This is a genomic window from Nocardioides sp. (assembly GCF_035481145.1).
Classification (GTDB): domain Bacteria; phylum Actinomycetota; class Actinomycetes; order Propionibacteriales; family Nocardioidaceae; genus Nocardioides.
The window spans coordinates 28,118-53,946 of the sequence record NZ_DATIHB010000064.1; the positions used below are offsets into that span (position 1 = coordinate 28,118).

Genomic DNA, 25,829 nt, shown 5'->3' on the forward strand with positions numbered 1-25,829 from the left:
GACCCGGCAGACAGCACCACTGTCCGAGGCATAGGCTTCCCCTCGCATCACCGGCATCCGGGAGGTATTCGTGAGCCGTGCACCGTTCCAGATCCGCTGCGTCGAGGCGGGTGACGCTGCTGGCCTTTCCGAGCTGTGGCACGCCGACAGCCGGCTGGGTCAGCACGAGGCTGCACGCCACGACATCCCGTCGACGATCCGCAAGGTCCTCGCGGGGAGCAACGACCGGATCGTCGTCGCGGTGGTCGACGACCTGATCGTGGGGGCGGCCTACCTGAGGCTCGGCCCGCTGATGCCCCTGACGAGCGACCAGGCCGTCTTCGTCCACCTGCTCAAGGTCGACGAGGCGTTCCGCCGGCGCGGCGTCGCGCGCGGGATCATGGAGGCCATCGTGAGCTGGGCGGAGGAGCACGGCACCAGCCACGTGGTGACGGTCGCGGGAGGCACCTCGCGGGAGTCGAGCCGGTTCCTCGCGCGCCTCGGCCTCAGCCCTGTCGCTGTCGTGCGCGCGGCGCCCACCGCAGCCCTGCGGGCGAAGCTCCCGGTGGAGGTGCCCGCCCTGGTCCGCTCCGGCGCCGGGCAGCGCAACAACCTGGGTCAGGTGCTGGCCGCCCGGCGCGCGACGCGCCGTTCCCAGTCCGTCTGAGCAGTCCGTCCGAGCAGTTCCGCCCGAGGGTCAGCGGGTCGGGTTCGGGATCAGCGCCAGCGTGATCCGCGAGGTGCAGACCCGCTTGCCCGCCTCGTCGGTGATGACGATCTCGTACGCCGCCGACGTGCGGCCCAGGTGGATCGCCGTGGCCGTGCCCGTGACGATCCCGCTCGTGGCCGACCGGTGGTGGGTGGCGTTGATGTCGACCCCGACCGAGACCCTCTCGGGCCACGCGTGCAGGAAGCCGCCGACCGACCCGAGCGTCTCGGCGAGCACGACCGAGGCCCCGCCGTGCAGGAGGCCGTAGGGCTGGGTGTTGCCCTCGACGGGCATCGTGCCCACGACGCGCTGCGCCGAGGCCTCGAGGAGCTGCACGCCCATCTTCTCGTTGAGGGCACCCGCCGGGAAGAGGCGGTTGTACTCCTCGATGCTCAGGTCGGTCAGGTCGTCGGGCACAGCGTTTGCAGTCATGCCCCAACGATAGGGTCGCCCCTGTGACCAGCCCCCGCCTGCTCCTGCTCGACGGCCACTCGCTCGCCTACCGTGCCTTCTTCGCACTGCCGGTCGAGAACTTCGCGACCGCCGCAGGGCAGCACACCAACGCTGTCTACGGGTTCACCTCGATGCTGGCCAACGTGCTGCGGGACGAGCAGCCGACCCACGTCGCGGTCGCCTTCGACCTGAGTCGCCAGACCTTCCGGCTGGCGGAGTACAGCGAGTACAAGGCGAAGCGCAACAAGACCCCCGATGAGTTCAAGAGCCAGCTGCCGCTCATCCAGCGCATGCTCGACGCCCTCAACATCACCTGGCTCCACCACGAGGGCTACGAGGCGGACGACATCATCGCGACGCTCGCCACGCAGGCCAACGCCGAGGACATGGACGTGCTCGTCCTCACCGGCGACCGCGACTCCCTCCAGCTGGTCAACGACCGGACGACGATCCTCTACCCGATGCGCGGTGTCTCCGACCTCGCCCGGATGACGCCCGCAGCCGTCGAGGAGAAGTACGGCGTGCCCCCGCACCGCTACCCCGAACTGGCCGCGCTGGTGGGCGAGGCGAGCGACAACCTGCCCGGCGTGCCGGGTGTCGGACCGAAGACCGCCGCGAAGTGGATCCAGACCTACGACGGCCTCGACAACCTGGTCACCCACGTCGACAAGGTGGGCGGCAAGGCGGGGGAGAACCTCCGCGCCCACCTGACCGACGTGCTCCGCAACCGCCGGCTCAACGCCCTGGTCTGCGACCTCCCGCTGGCCGTCGGGCCGATCGACTTCGTCCGCTCCGAGTGGGACCGCACGACCGGGCTGGAGCTCCTGGACGAGCTCGAGTTCCGCGGTGAGCTGCGCACCCGGCTCCTCGACGTGGTCGGCGCCGCCGAGCAGCCGGTCGAGGCCGACACCGGCTTCGCGCTCGACGGGCGGGTGCTCGCGCCCGAGGAGGTGGCCGGCTTCCTCGCCGAGGTGGGCAACGAGCCGGTCGGCGTGCAGGTGCGCGGCACCTGGGGCTCGGGTACCGGCGGGGTCGAGGGCCTCGCCCTGGCCACGGCGGATGACCGGGCGGCGTACGTCGACGCGGCGGGGCTGACCCCGGAGGCCGACAGCGCGCTCGCCGTCTGGCTGGCTGACGCCGACCGACCGAAGGTGCTCCACGACGCGAAGGGGCCGGTCCTCGCGCTCGCGGCCCAGGGGTGGACGCTGGCGGGCCTGGCCACCGACACCGCCGTGGCGGCGTACCTCGTGCAGCCGGACCAGCGCTCCTACGACCTCGGCGACCTCACGCTCCGCTACCTCAAGCGCGAGCTGCGCCAGGAGGCCGCGCAGGACCAGGACGCGCTCTTCGACGACGCCTTCCTCGACGGGGAGGGGGCCATCGACAGTGCCGCGACCACGGCGATGCTGCAGGCACGCGCCGTGCTCGACCTGGCTGTCGTGCTGACGGCGGAGGTCGAGGACCACGGCGGCACCCGGCTGATGGCCGACGTCGAGCTGCCGCTGATCGCCAACCTGGCCGCGATGGAGCGCACCGGCATCGCCGTCGACGTGGCCCACCTCGAGGGGCTCGAGGCCGACTTCGGGGTGGAGGTCCGGGCCGCGGCCGAGGAGGCCTTCGCTGTCATCGGCAAGGAGATCAACCTCGGATCGCCCAAGCAGCTGCAGGTGGTCCTCTTCGACGAGCTCGGCATGCCGAAGACGAAGAAGACCAAGACCGGCTGGACCACCGACGCCGACGCGCTCCAGGGGCTCTTCGAGAAGACCGAGCACCCGTTCCTGCTCCACCTGCTGCGCCACCGTGACGTCACCCGGCTGCGGCAGACCGTCGAGGGACTGCTCAAGACCGTCCAGCCTGACGGCCGGATCCACACGACCTTCAACCAGCTGATCGCAGCGACCGGGCGCCTGTCCAGCACGGACCCCAACCTGCAGAACATCCCCGTCCGCACGGAGTCCGGCCGCCGGATCCGTGAGGCGTTCGTGGTCGGCGAGGGCTACGAGGTCCTGATGACCACCGACTACAGCCAGATCGAGATGCGGATCATGGCGCACCTCTCCGAGGACGAGCTCCTGATCGAGGCGTTCCGCTCGGGCCAGGACTTCCACTCGATCACGGCGTCGAAGGTCTTCGAGGTGCCGGCCGCCGAGGTCAGCGTCGAGCAGCGGGCGAAGATCAAGGCCATGAACTACGGCCTCGCCTATGGCCTCTCCGCCTTCGGCCTGAGCCAGCAGCTCAAGATCACGCCCGCCGAGGCGAGGGTGCTCATGGACGAGTACTTCGAGACCTTCGGCGGCATCCGCGACTACCTCGGCGGCATCGTCGACGAGGCGCGGCGCTCGGGCTACACCGAGACGATCATGGGGCGGCGCCGCTACCTGCCCGACCTGACCAGCGACAACCGCCAGCGACGCGAGATGGCCGAGCGGATGGCGCTCAACGCACCCATCCAGGGCTCCGCCGCCGACCTGATCAAGGTCGCCATGCTCGACGTCGACGCGGCGATCGCCGAGGCCGGGCTCCGCTCACGGATGCTGCTCCAGGTGCACGACGAGCTCGTGCTCGAGGTGGCGCCGGGGGAGACCGAGGCGCTCACCGCCCTGGTGCGCGAGCGCATGGGCGGCGCCGCGGACCTCGCCGTGCCCCTCGACGTCTCGGTCGGCACCGGCCGGTCCTGGCACGACGCCGCTCACTGACGGACACCCGCTGACGGCCGCTCAGGCGCGAGCCGGCACCGGCTGGTCGCTCGGCGTGGGAGCCGGCTGCTCCACGAGCCAGTAGCTGATCGCGACGAGGGCGACGAAGAGGACGGCATCGACGCCGACGACGACGGCGAGCAGGCCACCGAGCGAGCTCGTGGTGAGGCCCAGCGCGACCATGGCAGCGAGGCCAGCCCAGACCAGCAGGACGGTGTGCCGGCCCTGCCGGGCGATGACCGCGTAGACCAGGAGCTGGAGCATCGACAGCAGGGTCCCCAGCACCGCGAACGCCCACAGGCGTGGCTCGATCGCGGCGTAGGCGCCGCCGCCGACGAAGACCATCGCGACCTGGGGCAGGAGCAGCGCACCGAAGATCGCGCAGAGCCCGAGCCCGGCGACGGCGAGCAGGCTCCGGGTGAGGGCCCGACGGCGCTCGCCCGCGCTCGACATCGTGGGGAACGCGACGACCACGACGAACTGCGGGAGGAAGAGCACCGCCTTCGTGAGGATGAGGCCACCGGCGTACAGGCCTGCCAGGTGGTCGTCCAGGACGTTGCGCGCGATGAGGATGTCGAGGTTCGACAGCGCGAAGAAGGCCAGGAGCGCCTGGGAGTTGTGCAGCGTCTCGCGGAGGACGGACGCGGCGCCGTGGTCGCCGAGGTCGGCCTCCGACGTCCGCGCGCCACGGAGGATCCACCAGCCGCAGACCACGGGGACGACCTGGCCGAGGGTGACCGCCACGATCGCGGTCAGCTCGTCGGGGCGCCAGGCCAGCAGTGCCACGCCGATCAGGAGGCGGGGGAGTCCGTTGGCGACGTACACGACGGCGAGGGGGTACCAGCGCCGCTCGCCCTGGAGGATGCCGAGCTGCCCGCCGAGCATGGTCATCGGGACGGCGGTGAGCGCGAGGATCGCCGCCGTCGGCAGGCTGTCGAGCCGGAGCAGCCGGTCGATCGCGGGCGCGAGCGCGAGCAGCACGGCGCCGAGCACGAGGGAGGCCCGCCAGCTCAGTCGGAGGATGCCGTGCTCGATCTGGGCGACCTGACCGGGAGCGGAGGAGATCCTGCGGGCCGCGGTGGCCTGCAGCCCGAGCTGCAGGACAGAGATGACGAGCAGGGTGTTCATCATGGCGACGAGGGCGCCGTAGGCGCCGGGGCCGAGCATGCGCGCCGCGATCATCGTGAAGCCGTACGTCGCGACGCTCATCACCGCCATGGCCACCGCGATGGAGCTGCCGCTGCGGAGCAGTCGGTCGGCAGCGGCATGCAAGCGGTTCACGCGATCGAGTCTCCCACGGGGTCCGTGACCAGATCGTTAACCCGCGACAGACGCCGGATGGAGCCCTGATGTTGTGTGGATCACACGCCGATGTTACTGTCCAGTAGCACTGTCATGGGGTGACGGTAGGTGCTGCGGGTTGGGAGGCCCGCACGGAGGGATGGGGCGCCGCTGCGCGCCCGAGAAGGGACGCCTGACCATGCGCGTCAACCTGTTGTCCGGACTGCTGCTGGCAACTGCCGCGGTCCTCGTCGTCTGGTCGAGCGCGACGCTCGGCCTCGAGCTCGAGTCGGTGGCGCTGCTGGGTGCCGCGCTCGGCGCGGTCGTCGCCCTGGTGCCCGACCGCACGGCACCGATGCGGCTGGCCGGCTTCGGCGCCGGCTTCGTGATCGCGTGGGTCGGGTACGCCGCCCGCGCCCTGCTGCTGCCTGACACCTCGGGAGGACGGGCGGTTGCCGCCTTCCTGGTCGTGATGGCCTGTGCCGTCGTGGCGGCCGTGGCCCGCGGGCGCGTCCCGTTGTGGAGCCTTCTGCTCGGCACGGCGGCCCTGTCCGGCAGCTACGAGCTCACCTACTCCGAGGCGCCGTCGCAGATGATCGACACCTCGATGACGGCCGTGACCACCCTGCTCTTCACGATCGGGGTCGGGTTCCTGGCCGCTTCGCTCATCCGTCCGCTCGACGACTCCGAGGGCATGACGGAGGCCGGCCGATGAGGAAGCTCCGCTCGATGAGCCGCACGACGCGGCGTACTGCTGCGGCCGCGTCGGCGGTCGCCCTCGCCGCGCTGACGACCAGCGGTCCTGTGGCCCTCGCAGCCGGCACGACCGGCGATGGCAAGGTCGACGTGGTCAACACCGAGACCGTGCAGGTCTACATGGACGCCGACGGCAGGGTGGAGTCGCGCCGGGTCTACGAGCAGCTCGTCCTGACCGGCAAGGGCACGGTCGACGTCGAGAACCCGGTCTCCACCAAGGGCCTGCGCAACCTCGACGGCTTCGGCGGGTTCGAGGTCAAGGACGGCGAGCAGGTCGGCACGTTCGACGTCGACGGGGCCACGAGGGCCCGGAGCGTCAGTGACTTCGACGGCGAGCTTCCGCTCGACATCGACGTGGAGTACTCGCTGAACGGCACGAAGGTGAAGCCGGGCGACGTCGTCGGCAAGGACGGACGTCTCGACGTCACGTTCGTCGTGAAGAACACCACCTCCGAGTCTCGCGAGGTGACCGTTCCCGATGGCAAGGGCGGCTCGGTCACGCGCACGGTCGACGTTGCCATCCCGATGGTCGGCTCGCTCACGACCGTGGCGCCCCCGAACTTCGCGGACGTGCAGTCCGACCAGGCGAACATGGCAGGTGACGGCCGCGGCGGCACGAAGCTGAGCTTCACCATGACCCTCTTCCCGCCGATCGGGTCGCCCGAGGCGAGGTTTGGCTACACCGCCGCGATCACCGATGGCGTCGTGCCGCGGATCGACGTCAGCGCGCTCCCGGTCAACCCGCTGAAGAGCCCGAGCTTCAAGACTGCCGCGACGAGCTACCAGTCGGGCGCGGACACGGGCGCGCAGCTGGCCGATGGTGCCCTCGAGATCGACTCCAACCTGCTGAAGCTCCGCGACGGGGCCAGCGACCTGCTCGCCGGCCTGCTGCAGCTGCAGGCGGGCTCGGAGAAGCTCCAGTCCGGTCTTGTCGGCAAGGCGGCGCCGGGCGCTGGTCGGCTCGCGGACGGCACCGGCAAGGCCCTCGCGGGGAGCGGAAAGCTTGCGGCGGGCGCCGGCGACCTCAGCGCTGGAATCGGGAAGGCGGACGACGGCGGCGCGAAGCTCGACACGGGCGCAGCGCAGCTCGTTGCCGGCCAGAAGGCGCTGGCCGCCGGCCTCGAGAAGCTGTACGCCGGCGTGGAGGACCTGCCGGCGCAGGTGCAGGCCCAGGTCACTGCGGACCCGCAGTACCAGGCCCTGACGGGCGCACTCAGCGCCGTGCTCGCCGGCATCGGCACCCTGGCCGACCAGCCGCGTGCGAACCCGGCCGAGAACACCCTGCTCGGCGGATTGAAGGGGCTCACCTACGGCCTGCGCTACCCGGCCGGTGCCGACTGCGTGAATGCTCCAGGCACGAAGTGCGGAATCCTGGACGGCATCGACACCGTCAAGGCGGGCATCGACAGCCAGCGTGCCGGCGCCGGCGCGCTCGGAGCTGCGCTGCACGCCGCGCGTACGTCGGCCGGGTGCGCCACCGACCCGGTCTGCTCCGCCAGTCTCGACGCCATCATCCCCAGCCTGACGGCACTTCCGACGAAGCTCCAGCAGGCCTCGGAGGCCCTCGGTGCGCTCTCCGACGCGGGGGACGACCGCATGATCCCGGGCATCAACCTGATGAGGTCCCGGATCTCGGCCGGGGTGAGCCCGGCGACCTGCTCCGCGAACCCGGCGGGCTGCGGTGCGCGCGAGGCACTCCTCGCGGTGCAGGGCGGGATCCCGCAGCTGGTCAACGCGGTCAGCAGCAACATCCGCACGACGCTGCTCGGCGCCATCGGCACGGGCGCCGCCGGCTGCGACACCACCAAGACCCTGCAGTGCGGTGCCAACGCACTGAGCACGGGCACGCTGCGGCTGAGCGCGGGCGTCACCGAGCTGGTCCACGGTCTCGGGCTCCTCGACGACGGCGGAAGCCAGCTGGCCGCCGGTGCGGGTGACCTCGCCGATGGCCTCGGCGAGCTCGACACAGGAGCACACGACCTTGCGGAGGGTCTGGGCGACGCCGCTGACGGCTCCACGCGTCTTGCCGAGGGCCTCGGCGAGGCGGCTGCCGGTGCGCCGAAGCTGGTCGATGGCGCGGGCCGCCTCTCCGACGAGGGCACGCGGGTCATCGCCGGCAAGGGCGCGGCGACGGCGCAGGACTACGGCACGCTGTACGCCGTCCTCGAGCAGGGGGCGAAGCGCGCCGACGCCGAGCGGATGGCGTACGGCGCACCCACCGGTGCCGCCGGGCTCACGGCGTACACCTACGTGATCGGGGCCGAGGACGGGGAAGGCGGCCGCAACTGGGTGCGTGCGGCCGGTGGGTCCGTTCTGCTCGCCGCGGGTGGCGGTGCGTTCCTGCTGCGGAGGCGGCTGCTGGCCTGAGGCTGAGGGGCCGCGGGCGGGTCAGGCGGTGGCGACGAAGATCGCCGTGCCGGGGGTGTACTTCCCCCGCACGTGCGACCAGCCACCCCAGATCCGCTCGTGGCCCTCGGGCCACTCCGGCTCCTCGAGCCGGGTGATTCGGAAGCCGGCGCCGGCCAGGATCGTGACCCAGTCTCCGAGAGTCCGGTGGTGCTCGACGTAGGAGACGACCCCTGTCTCGTCGTCGACCTCGACGTACGGCGCGCGGTCCCAGTAGGACTGCGACGCGACGAGCCCTTCCTCGGAGGGGTCGTCGGGGAACATCCAGCGTGTGGGGTGCGTGATGGAGAACGCGAAGGTGCCACCCGGCCGGAGCACGCGCGCAGCCTCGCCGACCATGTGGTCGATGTCCTTCACGAACTGCAGCGCGCCGAACGACGAGAAGACGATGTCGAAGCTGCGGTCGGCGAACGGCAGGTCGGTGGCGGTGCCGTGCACGACCGGGACGGAGATGCCGGACTGGTCGTCGATGCGCAGCGAGTGCTGCAGCTGCCGGAAGCTGAGGTCGAGTCCGACCGCCCACGCCCCCTGCGAGGCGAGCCAGCGCGAGCACTGACCCGCGCCGCTGCCGACCTCGAGCACGGCCTTGCCGTCGAGGTCGTCACCGAGGATCCGCAACTGCTCCTCGGTCAGGCCCTCGGGCCCCCACAGGAAGCCGACGTCGCCGAGGAACTCGCCGTGCGTGGACTGGTACTCGTCGGCATAGCTGTCCCAGTCGGGTCCGTTGGCGCGCCGTGACTCCTGCTCCGACACGGGGCGCCGCTCGACGCGGACCGGCCGGTGCGGCTGTTGCTCCATGCGCCGAAGCGTAGTGGGGAGTTCTCCCCATGCCGCAGGGCCCTGAGGGGACTTCTCCCCATTCCGCGGGCGGATGCACCGCCGCGAGGGTGAAGCCACCAACCGGTGCACACACCACACACCCAGGGAGAAATCATGCTTCGGATCAGGGCCATGGCGCTCTTCGCCCTCCTCGCCGGCCTGCTTGCCTCGGTCGTGGCGACGATCAGCTCGGCACAGGCAGCGACGCTCCGCAACGGCGTCTGCGAGACCGGCGAGTTCTGCTACTACTACAACAGCGACTACGCCGGGTCGATCTCCGACCACGGCGCCCAGCTCTCCGACTACGGCGCCACGACGCCGTCGTGCTACACGTTCCGCACGGCCGGTCGCGCCGGCTACGGCAAGTGCGTCAAGAACAACGCCGCCTCGGTCTTCAACCGCACCACGAAGACGATCCGCGTCTATTACAACAGCGGCTACTCCGGCAAGTACGTCGACATCGCCGCAGGCGCGAAGCGGAACCTCGCCGGCACCGGCCTCTACAACCAGAACGCCTCGCACGGCCCGAAGCCCAGCACGACCTCGACCCGCATCTCGTATGGCCTCTACCGGGCGACCGGCGGCTACATCACCGCTGGCTTCGACGGCTACCGCACCACCCCCGGTCGCCACGAGGGCATCGACATCCGTCGCGGCATCGAGTCGCCGGTCAAGGCCCTGATCCCGGGCAAGGTGGTCCGCCTGACGCGTGGTTACACCGGCAGCAGCGGCCTCTCGCAGATCGCGATCTACAACGCCACGCTCAACAAGACGGTCGTCTACCTGCACACCAAGCCGCTCGCCTCGCTGGCCGTCGGCCACACCGTCGCCCGTGGCCAGCAGATCGCCGTCGAGTCGTGGCGCGGCATCAGCTCCAGCAGCGGTCACCACACGCACGTCGAGATGCGCCTCGGCTACCAGACGTCGGCCGCGAAGAGCGTCAACGACTACCACCTCGACAACCCGAACCCGACGACCTTCTGGACGTCGCAGGGCTACGACTCGCTCCACTGATCGGGACGGGAGACAGTCATGAGGATCAGCCTCCGCAGGGCCCTGGGCCCGCTCGCCGCGCTCGCACTGACGGCCGGTGTGGTCACCGGCGTCGGTGAGGTCGCCGCTCCGGCCGACGCCGCGACGTACAGCGTCACCGGTGTGGACGTCTCGGCGCACAACCACCCCAACGGGGCGGCCATCAACTGGCGCACGGTCGCGCAGACCGAGGAGTTCGCCATCGTCAAGGCCACCGAGGGCCTGACCGGCAACTACGACAATGCCTGGTTCGGCCGTGACTTCGACGGCGCCAAGGCCGCCGGCATGGTGGTCGGCAGCTACCACTTCGCCGACCCCGGTACGCCGGTCGTCGACGACGCGGTGGGTGAGGCCCGGCACTACTGGTCGGTGATCAAGAGCCGCCAGGTGGCCGGCGTCCTGCCGCCGGCGCTCGACATCGAGAAGGCCAAGGGGCTCACCCCGACGCAGCTCCAGGGTTGGGTCTCGGCGTTCCTCGCCGAGACGAAGCGCCTCTCGGGCCGGACGCCGATCGTGTACACCTATCCGTCCTTCTGGGACACGTACATGAAGACGAACGCGCACGCCGCCAACCCACTCTGGATCGCGCACTACACGAGCACCGGCCCGCGGGTCCCCGGTGGCTGGTCCAGCTGGAAGATGTGGCAGTACACCTCCTCCGCGCGGGTGGCGGGTGTCCCCGACACCACGATCGACCGCAACTACTTCAACGGCACGCTGACGCAGCTGAAGTCGTTCGCCGGTGGTGCGGTCACGCCGACCCGCAACGGGGTCTGCCAGACGGGCGAGTTCTGCTACTACTACAACAGCTACCAGGCAGGCTCGATGTCGGACCACAAGCCCTCGCAGGCGGACTACGGCGCGACGCAGCCGGGCTGCTACGTGTTCAAGACGGCCGGCAACGGCCAGGGGGTCTGCGTGAAGAACCACGCGGCCTCGGTCTGGAACCGCACCGGCCGCACCGTCCGGGTCTACTTCAACACCGGCTACGGCGGGTCCTACCAGTCCGTCGCGGCAGGCGCGAAGGTCAACCTCAACAGCACCCTGAAGAACGAGAACGCGTCACACCGCACCGTGTGACGCGTGGGAGGATCCCGTCCGTGGACCTCTTCGACTCCGGCCTCCGCCCCCTCCCAGGCGGACGGTCGGAGTCGTCGTTCCTGGCCCAGGCCGGCGACGAGGTCAGCGTGGTCCGGCTCTGCCTCCGGCCCGACCGTCGTGGCTCGGAGGGCTATGCGATCGAGGTCGCGCTGATGACGCTCCTCCGCGGCGTCGTCCCGGTGCCGGAGGTGCGGGAGGTGCGGCGGCCGGTGGGGGAGATGCCACCCCTGGTGGTGACGAGCTTCCTGCCCGGAGAGCGGCTCGATGAGCTGCTGCCGACGCTCGACGGTGAGGCACAGCGTCGCGTGGGCACGTCCGTCGGCGCCGTCCTTGCGCGGCTCGCTGGCGTCGCCCTGCTGCGCGCGGGGGAGTTCCGTGACGCCGAGCTCGCGATCGCTCCGTTCCCGCCGGGGGAGCGCACCGCAAGCCGGGCGGTACTGGTCCACGGCGACCTGACCCCGGCGCGCCTCCTCGTCGACCCGATCGGCCTGCGGGTCACCGGGGTGCTCGACTGGGAGAGCGCACATGCGGGCTCGCCCGGCGACGACCTCGCCACGGTGCTGGGCTGGGCGCCGCAGCCGCTCGCCGACGCTGCGCAGTCGGCGTACGACGGGGTGTGGGGGTAGGCCCCGGTTGGACCAGGCGGGGCGCTCGCGGGTATCCTGACGGTTGCGCAAGAAGTGTGCCTTCGTCCCGGACAGAGGGGACGTTCGCTCGCTCATCACCACGGGTGATGAATCAACGCTTCTGGCGTGCCCGCACGACTCCATCCATCCCCAAGGACTACTTCCTCCTCATGACGAGCACCCTCTCGACTGCCCCGGACTACGACGCGCCCCAGGTGGCCGTCAACGACATCGGTTCCGAGGCCGACTTCCTCGCGGCTATCGACGCGACCATCAAGTACTTCAACGACGGCGACATCGTCGAGGGCACCATCGTCAAGGTGGACCGCGACGAGGTCCTCCTCGACATCGGCTACAAGACCGAGGGTGTCATCCCCTCGCGCGAGCTGAGCATCAAGCACGACGTCGACCCCAACGAGGTCGTTTCCGTGGGTGACCAGGTCGAGGCCCTCGTCCTCCAGAAGGAGGACAAGGAAGGCCGTCTGATCCTGTCCAAGAAGCGTGCGCAGTACGAGCGCGCCTGGGGCACGATCGAGAAGGTCAAGGAGGAGGACGGCGTCGTCGAGGGCACCGTCATCGAGGTCGTCAAGGGCGGCCTCATCATCGACATCGGCCTCCGCGGCTTCCTGCCCGCGTCCCTCGTCGAGATGCGCCGCGTGCGCGACCTGCAGCCGTACGTCGGCCAGGTCCTCGAGGCGAAGATCATCGAGCTCGACAAGAACCGCAACAACGTGGTCCTGTCGCGTCGCGCCTGGCTCGAGCAGACCCAGTCGGAGGTCCGCCAGGGCTTCCTGACCCAGCTCCAGAAGGGTCAGATCCGCAAGGGTGTCGTCTCCTCGATCGTCAACTTCGGTGCGTTCGTGGACCTCGGCGGCGTCGATGGTCTCGTCCACGTCTCCGAGCTCTCCTGGAAGCACATCGACCACCCGTCCGAGGTCGTCACCGTCGGTGACGAGGTCACCGTCGAGGTCCTCGACGTCGACATGGACCGTGAGCGTGTCTCCCTGTCGCTGAAGGCGACGCAGGAGGACCCGTGGCAGCACTTCGCCCGGACCCACCAGATCGGCCAGATCGTCCCGGGTAAGGTCACCAAGCTCGTCCCGTTCGGTTCCTTCGTCCGTGTCGAGGAGGGCATCGAGGGTCTCGTCCACATCTCGGAGCTCGCCGAGCGCCACGTCGAGATCCCGGAGCAGGTCGTCCAGGTCAACGACGACGTCATGGTCAAGATCATCGACATCGACCTCGAGCGTCGCCGCATCTCGCTCTCGCTCAAGCAGGCCAACGAGACCGACACCGCTGCGAACGTCGAGGAGTTCGACCCGACGCTCTACGGCATGACGGCCACCTACGACGAGGCCGGCAACTACGTCTACCCCGAGGGCTTCGACCCGGAGACCGGCGAGTGGCTTGAGGGCTTCGACGACCAGCGCGCGGTCTGGGAGGAGCAGTACGCCAAGGCGCACGCTCGCTGGGAGGCGCACGTCAAGCAGCAGGCCGAGGCCAAGGCTGCTGACGCCGAGGCCGGCGAGGCTTCGTCGTACTCCTCCGCGGCTCCGGCCGAGGAGACCGGCGGTTCGCTCGCTTCCGACGAGGCGCTCCAGGCGCTCCGCGAGAAGCTCACCGGCGGTCAGTGACCCACTCCGCAACGGCGGCCATCCCCTCGGGGTGGCCGCCGTTCGGCATTTCAGGGGAGCCGGGTGATGCCGTGGAAGAGCCAGGCATCGCTGTCGCGGAAGCGGTCGTGGGGGACGGGGCCGGCGCTGAACCGGTCGTTGCTGGCGAAGTGAGCCAGCAGGGCGAAGAGGGCGGCGACGACGAGGAGGGCGAGGATGGTGGTCATGGCAGTAATTCTTCGCTCATGGACATCCTGCCACCAGTGGCAGATATGTCGTTGTTGGTTGATTTCCTGCCATCACGCTGGAAGAGTGGCGCCATGCTGACCAACGTCGCCGTGATGGTCTGGGACGGTGCGGCTCCCTTCGAGCTCGGCGTGCTCTGCGAGGCCTTCGGGCTGGACCGCTCGCAGCACGGTGTGCCGCCCCTCGACTTCGCGGTCTGCTCGCCCGGCGGCGGTCCGGTGCGGATGGCGATGGGCCTCACCATGCAGCCCGAGCACGATCTCTCCCGGGTGCGCGCTGCGGACCTCGTCGCGGTCTCTGCGACGCCGTCCCTGGGCGGCACGCCGGAGCCGGTCCTCGCCGAGCTCCGGGCGGCACACGCCCGCGGGGCACGGATCCTCTCGGTCTGCAGCGGCGCTTTCGCGCTGGGGGAGGCCGGGCTGCTCGACGGGCGCGAGTGCACGACGCACTGGATGTACACCGAGCGCCTGCAGAAGCAGTTCCCGACCGCGCGGGTCGTGCCGGAGGTGCTGTACGTCGACACCGGCCAGGTGGTCACCTCGGCTGGCAGTGCCGCCGGCCTCGACGCCGCCCTCCACATCTGGCGCCAGGAGTACGGCGCGAACATCGCGAGCATGGTCGCCCGGCGGGCGGTGGTGCCCCCGCACCGCGATGGGGGTCAGGCGCAGTACATCGCCCGGGCCGTCCCGGCGTGCGAGGCCGAGACGCTGGGACCGCTCCTGGTCTGGGTCGTCGAGAACCTCCGCGACGACCACAGCGTCGAGTCGCTGGCACGTCGGGCGCACATGTCGCCCCGTACGTTCGCCCGGAGGTTCCGCGACGAGACCGGTGCGACGCCGCACAGCTGGGTCACGCGCCAGCGCGTGGCTGCTGCCGAGGAGCTGCTCGAGACCACCGAGCAGCCGGTCGAGTGGATCGCCGACCAGGTCGGCTTCGGCAACGCGGCGACGCTGCGCCACCACTTCACGCGCTCGCGCGGGGTGAGCCCGCAGCAGTACCGGCGTACGTTCTGCCCGGCCGCGGGCACCGCTTGAGCGGTGGGCGAGACTTGCCCACGATGCCTACTCCGATGCGGCTCCTCGCCGGGTTCCTCCTGGTCGTCCTGACGCTGTCCGGCTGCCGCGGCGGCGACCCGGCCGCCGAGCCCACTCCCACCCCGTCGAGGTCGAAGACTCCGGCCGCCACGCCCACGGCCCTGCCGGACCCTGGCCCTGACGCGCGCCTTGGCTGGAGCCTCGAGCAGCGCCGCGTGGGCGACGGCCGTGCCTACTGGGTCGGTGTGCCCACGTGTGTCGGCTCCGCGACGTGTGCCGACTGGCTGGACCATCCGCGCAGGCTGATCGTCTGGCTGCACGGTGCCCGCCAGGTCGAGAGCAGGGCCAACGCGTCGTACCTCGTGTCGACGATGTGGAAGGTCACCCAGGGCAACGCCGTCATCGTCTTCGGGATGAGCGCCGGGGACACCCGGGTCTGGGACGCTGACATCTGCTGCACGGTCGAGGAGGTCGACGAGGTGGGGTATCTCCAGGACGTGATCGCCGACGTCGGTGACGCGGCTCCGATCGACCCCGAGCGGGTGGGCCTGGTCGGCATGTCCAACGGCGGCATGCTCGCGACGAAGGCGGCGTGTGAGCGCCCGGATCTCTTCAAGGTCGTCGCGGTCTGGGCAGCCAGCTGGCGCGGACGATGTGACCGCGGGCCCGTGACCATCGGTCACTGGCACGGCACCGCAGACCCCGTGGTCCCCATCGGCGGAGGCTCGACGACGATCCTCGGCCGCACGGTCACCTTCCCGCCGGCCGACTGGCTGGAGGGCAGGCTGGCGAAGGGATCGACCTTCACCTACGTGCCGGTGGAGGGCGCGGTGCACTGGCCCGCGCCGGTCGCCGCTTCGCTCGAGCTCCTGACATGGTTCGACGAGCGGCTCTGAGGGCTACTCCGAGGCGAGCTCCCGGCGGCGCACCTTCCCGGTGAGCGTCCGCGGCAGGACGTCGAGCGCGCGGTACTCCTTCGGCCGCTTCGGCGGGGCGAGCCGCTCGCGAGCGAAGGCGTCGAGCTCGTCCGCCGTGGCGGTGCCGACCACCGACGCGACCACGCGCTGACCCCAGCGCGCGTCCGGCACGCCGTAGACCGCGACGTCGAGGACGCCGGGGTGTGCAGCGAGGGTGCTCTCGACCTCGGCCGGGTAGACGTTGACGCCGCCGGTGATGATCAGGTCCTCGCGGCGCCCGTCGAGCCAGAGGTAGCCGTCGTCGTCGATGCGGCCCAGGTCGCCCACGGTGAACGCCGGCCCGCTCGCCGTCTCGCGCCAGGCCGCGGCCGTCTTCCCGGGGTCGTTGACGTAGCTGAACCGGGCGTACGCCGGCACGGTGCACCAGATCTGGCCGTCCGGGTCGACCTGGAGCGTGCGGCCCGGACGTGCCCGCCCGACCGTGCCCGGGCGCTCGAGCCACTCCTCGCTCCGACACGCGGTGAACTGGCCCTCGGTGGATCCGTAGAACTCCCACGTGCTCCCCGCGGGGAACGCCTCGATGACCCGGCGCTTGAGCGGCTCGGGGCAGGCCGCGCCGGCATGCGCGACGAGCCGGAAGCTGCCCAGGTCGGGCTGCCCGTGCTCGTCCCAGTGCGCAAAGAGGCGCTGCAGGTGCGCGGGCACGCAGAACATCGTCGTCGGGCGCTCGCGCACGATCACGGCCGTGACGGCTCCGGGGTCGAACCCGGCCTGGTTGCCGTCGCCGTCGAATCCGGTGATCCGCCCGCCGGCCAGCAGCGTTCCCATCGCGAAGCGCAGGGGAGCGGAGTGGTAGAGGGGGCTCAGCACGAGGTTGACGTCGGTGTCGGTGAAGCCCCAGAGGTCGCGCTCCTCGGCGACCAGTGCGGCAGCGTCGCCAGGGGCCAGCAGCCCGCTGAAGACGCCCTTCGGGGTCCCGGTGGTGCCGCTCGTGACATGGATGGGGCGACCGAGCGGGAGAGCGCCGGTGGGGCCTGTCGAAGCCAGTGCAGCGAGCTCGTCCGGTTCGGTGACGACCAGTGCAGGTTCCAGGTTCCCCAGGATCCGCTCACGCTCGTACGACGTCAGGCGCGGGTCCAGCGGGATCGGGAAGACGCCGTCGGCGAGCAGCGACAGCACGGCGTCGACGTACGTCCGGGAGCCGGGGACGAGGAGGGCGACGCGGTCACCGGGCTGGAGGGGCATGGGGCCATTCTCCCGGTCGACGGGCGGCGTCGTCGCTACGGTGCTCGCATGGGACCGGACAAGAGCGCGCAGCGGTCCTGCAACGGCGCGCTCCTCGTCGCTGCGCTGGCCTACGCGTCGCTGCACCACCTCGGGCTCCTGCCCGCCTGGGAGGGCCCGACCGGGACGCGGTGGAACGACTGGCTCGACCTGCTCGTCCCCTGGCTCGTGCTGGGCTCCGCCGCGTGGGTGCTGGTGGTCGCGGGTGCCTCCCGGCGCGTGTGGGCGGTCTTCGCCGTGGGCGCGCTGCTCTACACGTCGGGTCACGGCGTCCACCTCGCGGCCAACTCCATCGGCAACGTCGCGCCGGGAGAGACCGCGCACCTGTGGGACGAGGAGGTCGGCCACCTGCTCTGGTACGCCGGGGTCGCGCTGGTCGGAGCCGCTCTGGCGGCGACGATGCGGGGCCGGGCGCTTCCCGCGGGTGCCGGACTGGCGGCCGCCGCTCTTGCGGCGTGTGCCGTCGGCACGACCTGGGCGACCAACGCGCTCGGCGGCGGATCGATCGTGCTGGCGGTGGTCGTCGCGATTGCCGCGTGCGTCCTCGGGTGGCGCGAGCGCCGCGCGCTCGGCGTCCTCGTGGGAGTCGCGGGGGTCAGTGCCCTCGGTCTCCTGCTGTCCGTAGGGCTCCTGGCGGCGGGGTGAGTCGGGGGCATGTCAGAATCCCGCGCATGACCCTTCGTCTCGGCCTCACCGGCGGCATCGCGAGCGGCAAGAGCACGGTTTCGAGGATCTTCGCCGAGCTCGGCGCGATCATCATCGACTCCGACGTCCTCGCCCGCGAGGTCGTGGCGCGCGGCACCGAGGGACTCGCGGAGGTGGTGAAGGCCTTCGGTGACGAGATCCTGACCGAGGCCGGCGAGATGGACCGCGCCAAGGTCGGGGCGATCGTCTTCGCCGACCCAGCGATGCGGAAGGTCCTCGAGCAGGTGATCCACCCGCGGGTCTTCCTGCGCGCGCTGGAGATCGACGAGGCAGCGGGTGAGCACGACGTCGTCATCAACGACATCCCGCTGCTCGTCGAGACCAACCAGGCCGACCGTTTCGACGCGGTCGTCGTGGTCGACGTACCGACGGAGCTGCAGGTCGAGCGCATGGTCCGAGACCGGGGCATGACGGTGGAGGAGGCCCAGGGCCGGATCGCCGCGCAGACATCGCGCGAGCAGCGGCTGGCGGTCGCGACGTACGTCATCGAGAACACCGGAACCCTCGCCGCGCTCCACGACCGGGTACGCGAGGTCTGGGAGCAGCTTCCGCGCTAGGCAGTCCACGCCACGAAATGGCGTCAGCCCGCCTCGAGCGAGGCGGGCTGACGACTGGCGCCCAAGCGACTAGGCAGCCAGGTCGGGATCGGCGAAGCGACGGAGCTTCTGCAGGGCCTCGCGCTCGAGCTGGCGCACGCGCTCGGCGGAGATGCCGTGCTTCGCGCCGATGTCGGCGAGCTTGTGCTGGCGCCCGTCAACGAGGCCGTAGCGGGAGCGGATGATGTCGGCCGCGCGCTCGTCGAGCTTCTCGACGAGCGTGTTGAGCCGGTCGCGCGCCTCGACGTCGAGGAACTCCAGGTCGGGGCCGGGGGAGGAGTCCTGCGCCATCAGGTCACCGAGCGAGGTGTCGCCGTCGTCGTCGATCGGGGCGTCGAGGCTGACGTGCTCGCGGCCCCAAGCCATCAGGTCGAGCACCCGCTCCAGCGGCGTGCCGAGCTCCTGGGCGATCTCCTCGGGCTCCGGGTCGCGGCCGAGCTGGCGCTCGAGGGTGCGACGGGCCGAGCCGATCTGGTTGATCTCCTCGACGACGTGGACGGGGAGGCGGACGACGCGCGCCTGCTGGGCGATGCCACGGGTGATCGCCTGGCGGACCCACCACGTCGCGTACGTCGAGAACTTGTAGCCCTTGGTGTAGTCGAACTTCTCGACCGCACGGATCAGGCCGGTGTTGCCCTCCTGGATCAGGTCGAGCATCGGCATCTGCGCGCGGCCGTACTTGCGCGCGATCGAGACCACGAGGCGCAGGTTGGCGGTGATGAACCGGTCGACGGCGCGCTGGCCCTCCTCAGCGAGCCACTCCAGCTCCTCCCGAGTGGCGCCGCCCGGGGCGCGGTTCTTGCCGCGCGTCGCGTAGCGGCCCTCGGCCAGGAGCTTCTCGGCGAGCAGGCCTACCTCGATGGCCTTGGAGAGCTCGACCTCGGTCGCCGCGTCGAGCAGCGGATTGCGGGCGATCTCATCCAGGTAGAGGCCGACGCTGTCGCGTCCCTCGATCTCACGGGTTCCTGCAGTCATGGCAGCCCTCCTTCCCGTCTGCGTGGCAGCGGGGAGTACTGCCACACGTTCCTGCAACGTCCCGTGTGGGTGCGGGATTCCCCCCGTACCCCGGTGTTGCCTTCACACACATTGACGTGTGATCAGGCCGGGAAGTTGCCCGCGGCAACGAATCTCAGGGACTTCTCAGGACGCCTCAGTCCTGGCGCAGGAGCCAGCTCAGGCCAGGCCCATCCGCTCGAGGATCCAGGCGAGGGTGAAGGCGCGGTCGTGCCAGGCCTGGTAACGCCCGGAGACACCGCCGTGACCGGCCGCCATCTCGGTCTTCAGCAGGAACTGGCGGCGTCCCACGGCGGTGTCGCGCAGCTTCGCGACCCACTTGGCGGGCTCGACGTAGAGCACCCGCGTGTCGTTGAGCGACGTCTCCGCGAGGATCGGCGGGTAGTCGACCGCCGCGACGTTGTGGAACGGTGCATAGCCGCGCATGCAGGCGTACGTCGCGGGGTCGTCGGTCGGGTTGCCCCACTCCTCGTACTCCATCACGGTGAGCGGGAGGCTCGCGTCGAGCATGGTGGTGAGGGCGTCGACGAACGGCACCTGCGCGACGATGCCGGCCCACAGCTCAGGCGCCAAGTTGGCGATCGCGCCCATCAGCAGGCCACCCGCCGAGCCGCCCTCGGCGACGAGCCGGTCGGGAGAGGTCCAGCCCTCGGCGACGAGGTGCCGGGCGCACGCGACGAAGTCGGTGAACGTGTTGGGCTTGGCGAGGAGCTTGCCCTCCTCGTACCAGTGCCGGCCCATCTCGCCGCCGCCGCGCACGTGCGCGATCGCGAAGCCGGCACCGCGGTCGAGCAGGCTCAGCCGTGCGACGGAGAAGTAGGGGTCCATCGACGCCTCGTAGGAGCCGTAGCCGTAGAGCAGGACGGGCACGGAGCCGTCGCGCGGGGCACCTGCCGGCACGACGATCGAGATCGGGATCCGCGTGCCGTCCTCGGCGGTGGCCCAGATCCGGTGCTGCTCGTACGCCGCGGGGTCGAACGGGCGCCCGTCGGGTGCAGGCTGCACCTCCGACTCCTTGAGCAGGGTGAGGCCGCGCGACGCCACGTCGTACGCGTAGACGGCGCCGGGGCGGGCCATCGTGGTGTAGCCGAGGCGGACGACGGGCTGGGTGAACTCGGGATTGGAGCCCGAGCCGATCGTGTAGACCTCGTCGTCGAACTCCACGAGGAAGTCGTCGGCGATGCCGCTGCTGTCCAGGGGGAGCAGTCGCAGGCGGGTGAGCCCCTCGCTCCGCTGGTGGACGACGAGGTGGCCGGCGAAGGCGTCGACGTCCTCCAGGCGGACGCCCTGCTGGTGCGGGATGAGCGGCTTCCAGGCCTCGACCGGGGTGGGCGTGACGGGGGCGGTGGCCAGCTCGAAGTCCGGACCGGTGGCGTTGTGCAGGACCAGGAAGAGGTCCTCGCCACCGATGATCGCGTGCTCGAGGGAGTACTCCACGCCTTCGACGCGGGGCCACTCCTGCCAGCCCTTCGCACGGTCGCGGGTGTCGAGCACGCGGTAGGCACTCGTCGTCTTGGAGCCGCTGGCGATCATCAGGAACCGGTCGCTGCGGCTGCGGCCCACGCCGAGCCAGAAGCGGGCGTCGGGCTCGGTGTAGAGCAGCTCGTCGTCGGCCTGCGGGGTGCCGAGGGCGTGGCGCCAGATCTTGTCGGGCCGCCACGACTCGTCGACCGTCGCGTAGTGGAACGCGGTGCCGTCGGGGTCCCACGTGGCGCCGCCCATGACGCCTTCGATGGTGTCGGGCAGGAGCTCTCCGGTCGCAAGGTCCTTCACGCGGATCGTGTAGCGCTCATCACCGACCACGTCGGTCGCGTAGGCGAGGAGCTGCTCGTCGGGCGAGATGCTCGACCCGCCCAGCGAGAAGAAGTCGTGGCCGTCGGCGAGGGCATTGAGGTCGAGCAGGACCTGCTCGCCCGGCAGCGCCGGCTGGTCGGGGGCGCAGTCCTCGGCGGGCTTCGGGGGCGTCCAGTCGTCGGGTGCGGCGACCGGCACGCGGCAGCTCGCGCCGTACTCCTTGCCGGCGAAGCTGCGCGAGTAGTACCAGTGGCCGCGGATCCGGTAGGGGACCGAGAGGTCGGTCTCGCGCGTGCGCGCCTTGATCTCGTCGAAGAGCTGCTGGCGCAGGTCGGCGAGGTGCGCGGTCTGACGGGTCGTCCAGGCGTTCTCTGCCTCGAGGTGGGCGATCACCTCGGGGTCCTCCTTGGCCCGCAGCCACTCGTAGTCGTCGACGAAGGTGTCGCCGTGGTGCGTCGTGGTGACAGGCACCTTCTTGGCCGTGGGAGCGACGGACGGAGGCTGCTCAGACATGCGGGTGAGCCTAACGGGCAAGATGGAGCCATGACCCGGACGATCGACCTCAACGCTGACCTCGGCGAGGAGGTCACCGACGACGCCGCCCTGCTCGCCGTGGTGACGTCGGCCAACGTGGCCTGCGGCTACCACGCCGGTACGCCGGAGACCATGCGCTTCGTCTGCGAGGAGGCCGCGCGGCTCGGCGTGGTGATCGGCGCACAGGTCTCCTACGCCGACCGTGAGCACTTCGGCCGGCGTTCGCTCGACATCGAGCCGTCGCTGCTGCGCGAGCACGTCTTCGAGCAGGTGGGGCTGCTCTGCGAGATCGCCGACGCCGCCGGGGTCTCCGTGTCGTACGTCAAGCCGCACGGCGCGCTCTACAACCGGGTGGTGACCGACGAGGAGCAGGCGTCTGCGGTGCTCGAGGGGTCGGGGGAGCTGCCGGTGCTGGGGCTGCCCGGTGGGGTGTTGCTGTCGCTGGCCGAGGCCGCAGGCAGGACCGTCTTCCGGGAGGGCTTCCCGGACCGCCGTTACACGCCCGAGGGTCGCCTGGTTCCGCGGGACAAGCCCGATGCTTTGGTCCACGACGCTGCGGAGATCGCCTCCAACGCCGTTGCCCTGGGGCCGTCGGTCGACTCCATCTGCGTGCACGGCGACTCTCCCGACGCAGTCGCCACGGCCCACGCCGTACGCCGGGCGCTCGAGGACGCAGGCTGGTCGCTGGCACCCTTCGCCCGGTGACGGCCGTGCTCTCCGTGACGGGGGTGACCGGGGTGACGGGGGTTCGGCCGGTGGGGTCGGCTGCTGCGCTGGTCGAGGTCGATGACCCGTCGCGGGCCCTCGCGCTCTCCCTCTGGCTGCGTGCGCGGGTTGTCGCCGTCGACATCGTTCCGGCCGCGCGGACCGTGCTCGTCGATGGCTGCCCGGCATCGATGGTGGCAGCGCTGGTGGAGGAGTGGTCGGGGTCGACCGAGGTGCCCGACGGCCCGCTCGTCGAGGTGCCGGTGGTCTACGACGGCCCTGACCTGGCGCCGCTGGCCGAGCTCCTCGGACTGGCGGTCGATGAGCTGGTCGCGGCACACGCGGCGGTCGAGCACGTGGTCGCCTTCTGTGGCTTCGCTCCGGGTTTCGGCTACCTGCAGGGCTCGCCCTGGGAGGTGCCGCGCCTCGCGTCGCCGCGGCCTCGGGTGGAGCCTGGGTCGGTGGGTCTTGCGGGTGCGTGGACGGGTGTCTATCCCACGGCCTCTCCCGGCGGATGGCAGCTGATCGGCCGCACCGACGTCGTGCTGTGGGACCCGTCTGCTCCTCGTCCTGCTCTCTTCGAGCCGGGGACCCGGGTGCGCTTCGTGGAGGTCGCCTCCTGGGGTGGTGGGTCCTGATGCTGCGGATCCTCGAGGTCGTCGGACTGGTGACGGTGCAGGACGCCGGCCGACCCGGCTACGCACACCTGGGCCTCCCTCGATCGGGATGGCTCGACGCGTCCGCGGCGGCGCTGGCCAACAGGCTCGTCGGCAACGGCCCCTCAGCGGCGGTGCTGGAGCTGTCGCTGGGGTCGATGATCGCTCGTGCCGAGAGGCCCACCTGGGTTGCGGTGACCGGTGCGCACTCCCGGGTGCGGGTCGACCGTCGCGTGGTCGCCTTCGGTGAGCCCGTGCGCGTGCCCGCGGGCGGGATGATCCGGGTGGACCTGCCGGTGACCGGAGTCCGTGCCTACCTCGCCGTTGCCGGCGGGATCGACGTGGACCCCGTGCTCGGGTCTCGCGCCACCGACACGCTGGCCTGGGTGGGGCCGCCGGCGGTCACCTCCGGCCAGACGCTGCCGGTCGGGGCGCAGGTGGGGGAGCCGCACCCGCTGGACACCCCGCGCGCGCCAGTCGCCGGGGCGCTGCGGCTGTTGCCCGGTCCGCGCGCGGACTGGTTCGAGGGCGATCCCGTCGGCCTGCTCGTGGCCGGTCCGTGGGTCGTTGCGGCCGACTCCAACCGGGTGGGGCTCCGCCTGGAGGGGCCCGCGCTGCGGCGCAACCCGGCGTACGAGGGCAGGGAGCTGGCGAGCGAGGGGATGGTCCTCGGGGCCGTGCAGGTGCCGCCCTCGGGGCAGCCGGTGGTCTTCCTCGCCGATCATCCGGTCACCGGTGGCTACCCGGTGGCCGCCGTGGTCCGCGCAGAGGACCTGTGGGTGTGCGCGCAGGTCAGGCCGGGGGAGGCAGTGCGCTTCCGGCGCGGCTGAGAGCCCAGCGAATCAGGAGGTCTCGTCGTTGCGGGGCTCAGGTGTCCATGGTGCGAGGTCGGCGTCGTCGGCCTTGTAGGACCGCACGGGCCCCGGGCCGGTCTCGGCGGTCTCGAAGCGCACGGTGACGACACCGCTGCCGGCGCCCCAGACCCAGCCACGGCCCATCGAGGCGTGCACGACGTCCTGGCCCGGCCACCACTGGGCGCGCATGCGGGAGGGGAGCTCCGGCAGCTCCTCCTCGGGCTCGGCGTCCGCCACAGTGCCGAAGAGGTCGTCCTGCACCCAGTCGGCGAGGCCGCTCACCCCGACGCCGAGGAGGCGTACGCCACCGGTCGGGTCGAGGTCGGCGAGCATGGCGCGGGCCAGGCGGGCGATCGTCGCGGCACTGTCGGTGGGGCTCGGCAGGGTGGTCGAGCGCGACAGCGTGGTGAAGTCGTGGAGCCGGACCTTGATGCTGATGGTGCGCCCCGAGAGCCCGTGCTTGACCAGGCGCGTGGCCACCGACGACGCCTGGCGCGCGAGCACGGCCTCCATCACGCGTCGGTCGGTGAGGTCCTCCTCGTAGGTGCCCTCGACGCTGACCGACTTCGCCTCGCGTTCGGCCACCACGGGGCGCTCGTCGAGTGCGCGGGAGAGCCGCCAGAGCCCATGGCCATGTGACTGGCCGAGCTCGAGGACCAGCTCCTCCTCGCCTCGTGACTGGAGGTCGGCCACGGTGGTGACGCCGATGCGGCGCAGCCGCTCCGCGGTCGCGGGGCCGACGCCGGGGATCACCTTCACCGACATCGGCCGCAGCAGCTGCTGCTCCCGCCCCGGCTCGACGACGACGAGCCCATCCGGCTTGTCGAGGTCGCTGGCGACCTTCGCCATGAACTTGCTCGTGCCGATGCCGACGCTGGCGGTCAGCCCGCCCGTCGCGTCCGCCACGCGCGCGCGGAGCGCGTGCCCGAAGGCGGTGAGGCCCTCGAGGCTGAAGTCGCTCACGCCGCCCGCCGCCAGGTCGACGAACGCTTCGTCGAGGCTGAGCGGCTCGACCAGCGGCGACACCTCGCGGAGGATGCCCATCACCACGCGCGAGGCCTCGCCGTACGCCGGGAAGCGGCCGCCGAGGAAGGCCGCGTGCGGGCAGCGGGCACGCGCCTCGCGGGTCGACATGGCGGACCGTACGCCGAAGGCACGGGCCTCGTAGGAGCAGGTGGCGACGACGCCACGGCCACCCGTGCCGCCGACGATCACCGGCTTGCCGCGCAGGGACGGCTTGTCGCGCTGCTCGACCGAGGCGTAGAAGGCGTCGAGGTCGAGGTGGAGCACCGAGGCGTGCTGCCTCATGACCCCGCCTCCATGGGCCGGAACCTACCGGAGCCCGCTTTCCGTGCACATGCGTCGCGGAGGTCTGGTCCTCCACCGGACGCTCGCCGGACGCTGCGGCACGGCGCGGGGTGCGGGGACCGTCGGCGCATGACCACTGAGACCACCCAGGCAGGGGCTGTGTTCAAGGCCCGCACTCCCGAGGACCTGCTGGCCGTCGTGCCCGCCGTGCTCGGCTTCCACCCCGAGGAGTCGCTGGTGATGCTCACCTTCGGCGGCCGCCGCTCCTTCCACGCGCGCGTGGACCTCCCCGAGGAGCCGGGGCACGTCGGGGCGGTCGTCGACATGCTGCTGACTCCTGCTCTGCGCCAGCGCCCCGACACTGTGCTCTTCGTGGCGTACTCCACCGATGCCGTGCGCGCCGCAGCGACGGCCCTCCATGCCAGTGACGTCTTCGATGCGCACGGCTTCGCGGTCATCAAGCCGCTGCGCAGCGACGGCACCTCGTGGTTCCACGTCGGCCGCGGTGAGGATCCAGCGACCGCGGTGCCCCACCCGTATGACGTCAGCACCCACTCCCTCACGGCGCAGACGGTGCTGGACGGGCGCGTCACGCTTGCCTCGCGCGCTGCGGTGGCTGCGTCGATCGCGGCCGACCCGATCGCGACGGAGGAGGTGCTCCAGGCGTGGCTGGCGCAGCACGACGAGCCGGTGTCCGACCAGGGGGAGGTG

General features: G+C 71.2%; 24 protein-coding genes. 16 read left to right on the plus strand and 8 right to left on the minus strand.

Annotated elements, in window-relative coordinates; genetic code table 11:
- The first annotated feature begins 70 nt into the window (after positions 1–70).
- Positions 71–646: a GNAT family N-acetyltransferase gene (locus tag VLF38_RS05375; protein ID WP_325270254.1), complete on the plus strand. Its 576-nt coding sequence runs from the start codon at positions 71–73 to the stop codon at positions 644–646.
- 30 nt (positions 647–676) lie between these two features.
- Here VLF38_RS05375 and VLF38_RS05380 read toward each other — a convergent pair whose 3' ends face one another.
- Positions 677–1,030: a hotdog fold thioesterase gene (locus tag VLF38_RS05380; protein WP_325270277.1), complete on the minus strand. Its 354-nt coding sequence runs from the start codon at positions 1,028–1,030 to the stop codon at positions 677–679.
- A gap of 113 nt (positions 1,031–1,143) precedes the next feature.
- Between VLF38_RS05380 and polA the strand changes: the two genes are divergently transcribed.
- Positions 1,144–3,837: a DNA polymerase I gene (gene polA, locus VLF38_RS05385; protein ID WP_325270255.1), complete on the plus strand. Its 2,694-nt coding sequence runs from the start codon at positions 1,144–1,146 to the stop codon at positions 3,835–3,837.
- Positions 3,838–3,858: 21 nt separating this feature from the next.
- On the opposite strand, the gene VLF38_RS05390 is transcribed toward polA, so the two are convergent.
- Positions 3,859–5,118, minus strand: a complete 1,260-nt coding sequence (locus VLF38_RS05390; protein WP_325270256.1) for a polysaccharide biosynthesis protein — start codon at positions 5,116–5,118, stop codon at positions 3,859–3,861.
- A 199-nt stretch (positions 5,119–5,317) separates the two neighbouring features.
- Between VLF38_RS05390 and VLF38_RS05395 the strand changes: the two genes are divergently transcribed.
- Positions 5,318–5,833 carry a hypothetical protein gene (locus VLF38_RS05395; protein WP_325270257.1) on the plus strand — a complete coding sequence of 172 codons (516 nt, stop codon included), beginning with the start codon at positions 5,318–5,320 and terminating at the stop codon, positions 5,831–5,833.
- Positions 5,830–8,241: a hypothetical protein gene (locus VLF38_RS05400; RefSeq protein WP_325270258.1), complete on the plus strand. Its 2,412-nt coding sequence runs from the start codon at positions 5,830–5,832 to the stop codon at positions 8,239–8,241. The genes VLF38_RS05395 and VLF38_RS05400 overlap by 4 nt, the downstream gene beginning before the upstream one ends.
- Positions 8,242–8,262: 21 nt before the next feature.
- On the opposite strand, the gene VLF38_RS05405 is transcribed toward VLF38_RS05400, so the two are convergent.
- Positions 8,263–9,078: a class I SAM-dependent methyltransferase gene (locus VLF38_RS05405; RefSeq protein WP_325270259.1), complete on the minus strand. Its 816-nt coding sequence runs from the start codon at positions 9,076–9,078 to the stop codon at positions 8,263–8,265.
- A 135-nt stretch (positions 9,079–9,213) separates the two neighbouring features.
- Between VLF38_RS05405 and VLF38_RS05410 the strand changes: the two genes are divergently transcribed.
- The 4 genes from VLF38_RS05410 to rpsA all read left to right on the plus strand — a co-directional run bounded on the left by VLF38_RS05410 (position 9,214) and on the right by rpsA (position 13,492).
- Complete coding sequence (locus tag VLF38_RS05410; RefSeq protein ID WP_325270260.1) at positions 9,214–10,113, plus strand: peptidase inhibitor family I36 protein; 900 nt, start codon at positions 9,214–9,216, stop codon at positions 10,111–10,113.
- An 18-nt stretch (positions 10,114–10,131) separates the two neighbouring features.
- The gene (locus VLF38_RS05415) at positions 10,132–11,211 is read left to right on the plus strand and encodes a GH25 family lysozyme (protein WP_325270261.1); all 1,080 of its coding nucleotides are present in this window, start codon (positions 10,132–10,134) and stop codon (positions 11,209–11,211) included.
- 20 nt (positions 11,212–11,231) lie between these two features.
- The gene (locus tag VLF38_RS05420) at positions 11,232–11,858 is read left to right on the plus strand and encodes a phosphotransferase family protein (RefSeq protein WP_325270262.1); all 627 of its coding nucleotides are present in this window, start codon (positions 11,232–11,234) and stop codon (positions 11,856–11,858) included.
- A 170-nt stretch (positions 11,859–12,028) separates the two neighbouring features.
- Positions 12,029–13,492, plus strand: a complete 1,464-nt coding sequence (gene rpsA, locus VLF38_RS05425; protein ID WP_325270263.1) for a 30S ribosomal protein S1 — start codon at positions 12,029–12,031, stop codon at positions 13,490–13,492.
- 50 nt (positions 13,493–13,542) lie between these two features.
- Here rpsA and VLF38_RS05430 read toward each other — a convergent pair whose 3' ends face one another.
- Positions 13,543–13,698 (minus strand): hypothetical protein, encoded by a 156-nt coding sequence (locus VLF38_RS05430; protein WP_325270264.1) that lies wholly within the window; start codon positions 13,696–13,698, stop codon positions 13,543–13,545.
- A 93-nt stretch (positions 13,699–13,791) separates the two neighbouring features.
- Between VLF38_RS05430 and VLF38_RS05435 the strand changes: the two genes are divergently transcribed.
- Positions 13,792–14,751 carry a helix-turn-helix domain-containing protein gene (locus VLF38_RS05435; RefSeq protein ID WP_325270265.1) on the plus strand — a complete coding sequence of 320 codons (960 nt, stop codon included), beginning with the start codon at positions 13,792–13,794 and terminating at the stop codon, positions 14,749–14,751.
- 23 nt (positions 14,752–14,774) lie between these two features.
- The gene (locus VLF38_RS05440; protein WP_325270266.1) at positions 14,775–15,647 is read left to right on the plus strand and encodes an alpha/beta hydrolase family esterase; all 873 of its coding nucleotides are present in this window, start codon (positions 14,775–14,777) and stop codon (positions 15,645–15,647) included.
- A 3-nt stretch (positions 15,648–15,650) separates the two neighbouring features.
- On the opposite strand, the gene VLF38_RS05445 is transcribed toward VLF38_RS05440, so the two are convergent.
- Positions 15,651–16,913: a class I adenylate-forming enzyme family protein gene (locus tag VLF38_RS05445; RefSeq protein WP_325270267.1), complete on the minus strand. Its 1,263-nt coding sequence runs from the start codon at positions 16,911–16,913 to the stop codon at positions 15,651–15,653.
- Between the two features lie 48 nt (positions 16,914–16,961).
- On the opposite strand from VLF38_RS05445, the gene VLF38_RS05450 reads away from it, so the two are divergent.
- Both VLF38_RS05450 and coaE read left to right on the plus strand, forming a co-directional pair.
- Positions 16,962–17,597, plus strand: a complete 636-nt coding sequence (locus tag VLF38_RS05450; protein ID WP_325270268.1) for a hypothetical protein — start codon at positions 16,962–16,964, stop codon at positions 17,595–17,597.
- 26 nt (positions 17,598–17,623) lie between these two features.
- Positions 17,624–18,214: a dephospho-CoA kinase gene (gene coaE / locus VLF38_RS05455; RefSeq protein WP_325270269.1), complete on the plus strand. Its 591-nt coding sequence runs from the start codon at positions 17,624–17,626 to the stop codon at positions 18,212–18,214.
- A 69-nt stretch (positions 18,215–18,283) separates the two neighbouring features.
- On the opposite strand, the gene VLF38_RS05460 is transcribed toward coaE, so the two are convergent.
- Complete coding sequence (locus VLF38_RS05460; protein WP_325270270.1) at positions 18,284–19,228, minus strand: sigma-70 family RNA polymerase sigma factor; 945 nt, start codon at positions 19,226–19,228, stop codon at positions 18,284–18,286.
- A gap of 198 nt (positions 19,229–19,426) precedes the next feature.
- Positions 19,427–21,574, minus strand: a complete 2,148-nt coding sequence (locus tag VLF38_RS05465) for a S9 family peptidase (RefSeq protein ID WP_325270271.1) — start codon at positions 21,572–21,574, stop codon at positions 19,427–19,429.
- A gap of 30 nt (positions 21,575–21,604) precedes the next feature.
- Here VLF38_RS05465 and VLF38_RS05470 point away from each other — a divergent pair, with 30 nt between their 5' ends.
- Genes VLF38_RS05470 through VLF38_RS05480 form a run of 3 tightly spaced genes read left to right on the plus strand, consistent with a single transcriptional unit; the run spans position 21,605 to position 23,786 of the window.
- Positions 21,605–22,300, plus strand: coding sequence for a 5-oxoprolinase subunit PxpA (locus VLF38_RS05470; protein ID WP_325270272.1), 696 nt, complete (start codon positions 21,605–21,607; stop codon positions 22,298–22,300).
- Positions 22,297–22,938: an allophanate hydrolase subunit 1 gene (locus VLF38_RS05475; protein ID WP_325270273.1), complete on the plus strand. Its 642-nt coding sequence runs from the start codon at positions 22,297–22,299 to the stop codon at positions 22,936–22,938. Before VLF38_RS05470 ends, VLF38_RS05475 begins: the two co-directional genes overlap by 4 nt.
- On the plus strand, positions 22,938–23,786 hold the full coding sequence (locus VLF38_RS05480; RefSeq protein ID WP_325270274.1) for a biotin-dependent carboxyltransferase family protein: 849 nt from the start codon (positions 22,938–22,940) through the stop codon (positions 23,784–23,786). The genes VLF38_RS05475 and VLF38_RS05480 overlap by 1 nt, the downstream gene beginning before the upstream one ends.
- A 12-nt stretch (positions 23,787–23,798) precedes the next feature.
- On the opposite strand, the gene VLF38_RS05485 is transcribed toward VLF38_RS05480, so the two are convergent.
- A complete protein-coding gene (locus tag VLF38_RS05485; protein WP_325270275.1) occupies positions 23,799–25,118 on the minus strand; it encodes a DNA polymerase IV in 1,320 nt (439 codons plus the stop codon).
- 129 nt (positions 25,119–25,247) lie between these two features.
- Between VLF38_RS05485 and VLF38_RS05490 the strand changes: the two genes are divergently transcribed.
- On the plus strand, positions 25,248–25,829 hold a 582-nt coding region (locus tag VLF38_RS05490; protein WP_325270276.1), incomplete at its 3' end, for a DUF4192 family protein.

Excerpts from the sequence above, each read along its gene's own strand:
- VLF38_RS05410 (WP_325270260.1), top strand. The coding sequence starts at position 9,214 with ATGCTTCGGATCAGGGCCATGGCGCTCTTCGCCCTCCTCGCCGGCCTG.
- VLF38_RS05395 (WP_325270257.1), top strand. The coding sequence starts at position 5,318 with ATGCGCGTCAACCTGTTGTCCGGACTGCTGCTGGCAACTGCCGCGGTC.
- VLF38_RS05430 (WP_325270264.1), bottom strand. The coding sequence starts at position 13,698 with ATGACCACCATCCTCGCCCTCCTCGTCGTCGCCGCCCTCTTCGCCCTG.
- VLF38_RS05480 (WP_325270274.1), top strand. The coding sequence starts at position 22,938 with ATGCTGCGGATCCTCGAGGTCGTCGGACTGGTGACGGTGCAGGACGCC.
- VLF38_RS05470 (WP_325270272.1), top strand. The coding sequence starts at position 21,605 with ATGACCCGGACGATCGACCTCAACGCTGACCTCGGCGAGGAGGTCACC.
- VLF38_RS05405 (WP_325270259.1), bottom strand. The coding sequence starts at position 9,078 with ATGGAGCAACAGCCGCACCGGCCGGTCCGCGTCGAGCGGCGCCCCGTG.
- VLF38_RS05450 (WP_325270268.1), top strand. The coding sequence starts at position 16,962 with ATGGGACCGGACAAGAGCGCGCAGCGGTCCTGCAACGGCGCGCTCCTC.
- VLF38_RS05415 (WP_325270261.1), top strand. The coding sequence starts at position 10,132 with ATGAGGATCAGCCTCCGCAGGGCCCTGGGCCCGCTCGCCGCGCTCGCA.
- VLF38_RS05460 (WP_325270270.1), bottom strand. The coding sequence starts at position 19,228 with ATGACTGCAGGAACCCGTGAGATCGAGGGACGCGACAGCGTCGGCCTC.
- VLF38_RS05465 (WP_325270271.1), bottom strand. The coding sequence starts at position 21,574 with ATGTCTGAGCAGCCTCCGTCCGTCGCTCCCACGGCCAAGAAGGTGCCT.
- coaE (WP_325270269.1), top strand. The coding sequence starts at position 17,624 with ATGACCCTTCGTCTCGGCCTCACCGGCGGCATCGCGAGCGGCAAGAGC.
- rpsA (WP_325270263.1), top strand. The coding sequence starts at position 12,029 with ATGACGAGCACCCTCTCGACTGCCCCGGACTACGACGCGCCCCAGGTG.
- VLF38_RS05440 (WP_325270266.1), top strand. The coding sequence starts at position 14,775 with ATGCCTACTCCGATGCGGCTCCTCGCCGGGTTCCTCCTGGTCGTCCTG.
- VLF38_RS05400 (WP_325270258.1), top strand. The coding sequence starts at position 5,830 with ATGAGGAAGCTCCGCTCGATGAGCCGCACGACGCGGCGTACTGCTGCG.
- VLF38_RS05445 (WP_325270267.1), bottom strand. The coding sequence starts at position 16,913 with ATGCCCCTCCAGCCCGGTGACCGCGTCGCCCTCCTCGTCCCCGGCTCC.
- VLF38_RS05485 (WP_325270275.1), bottom strand. The coding sequence starts at position 25,118 with ATGAGGCAGCACGCCTCGGTGCTCCACCTCGACCTCGACGCCTTCTAC.
- VLF38_RS05380 (WP_325270277.1), bottom strand. The coding sequence starts at position 1,030 with ATGGGCGTGCAGCTCCTCGAGGCCTCGGCGCAGCGCGTCGTGGGCACG.
- VLF38_RS05435 (WP_325270265.1), top strand. The coding sequence starts at position 13,792 with ATGCTGACCAACGTCGCCGTGATGGTCTGGGACGGTGCGGCTCCCTTC.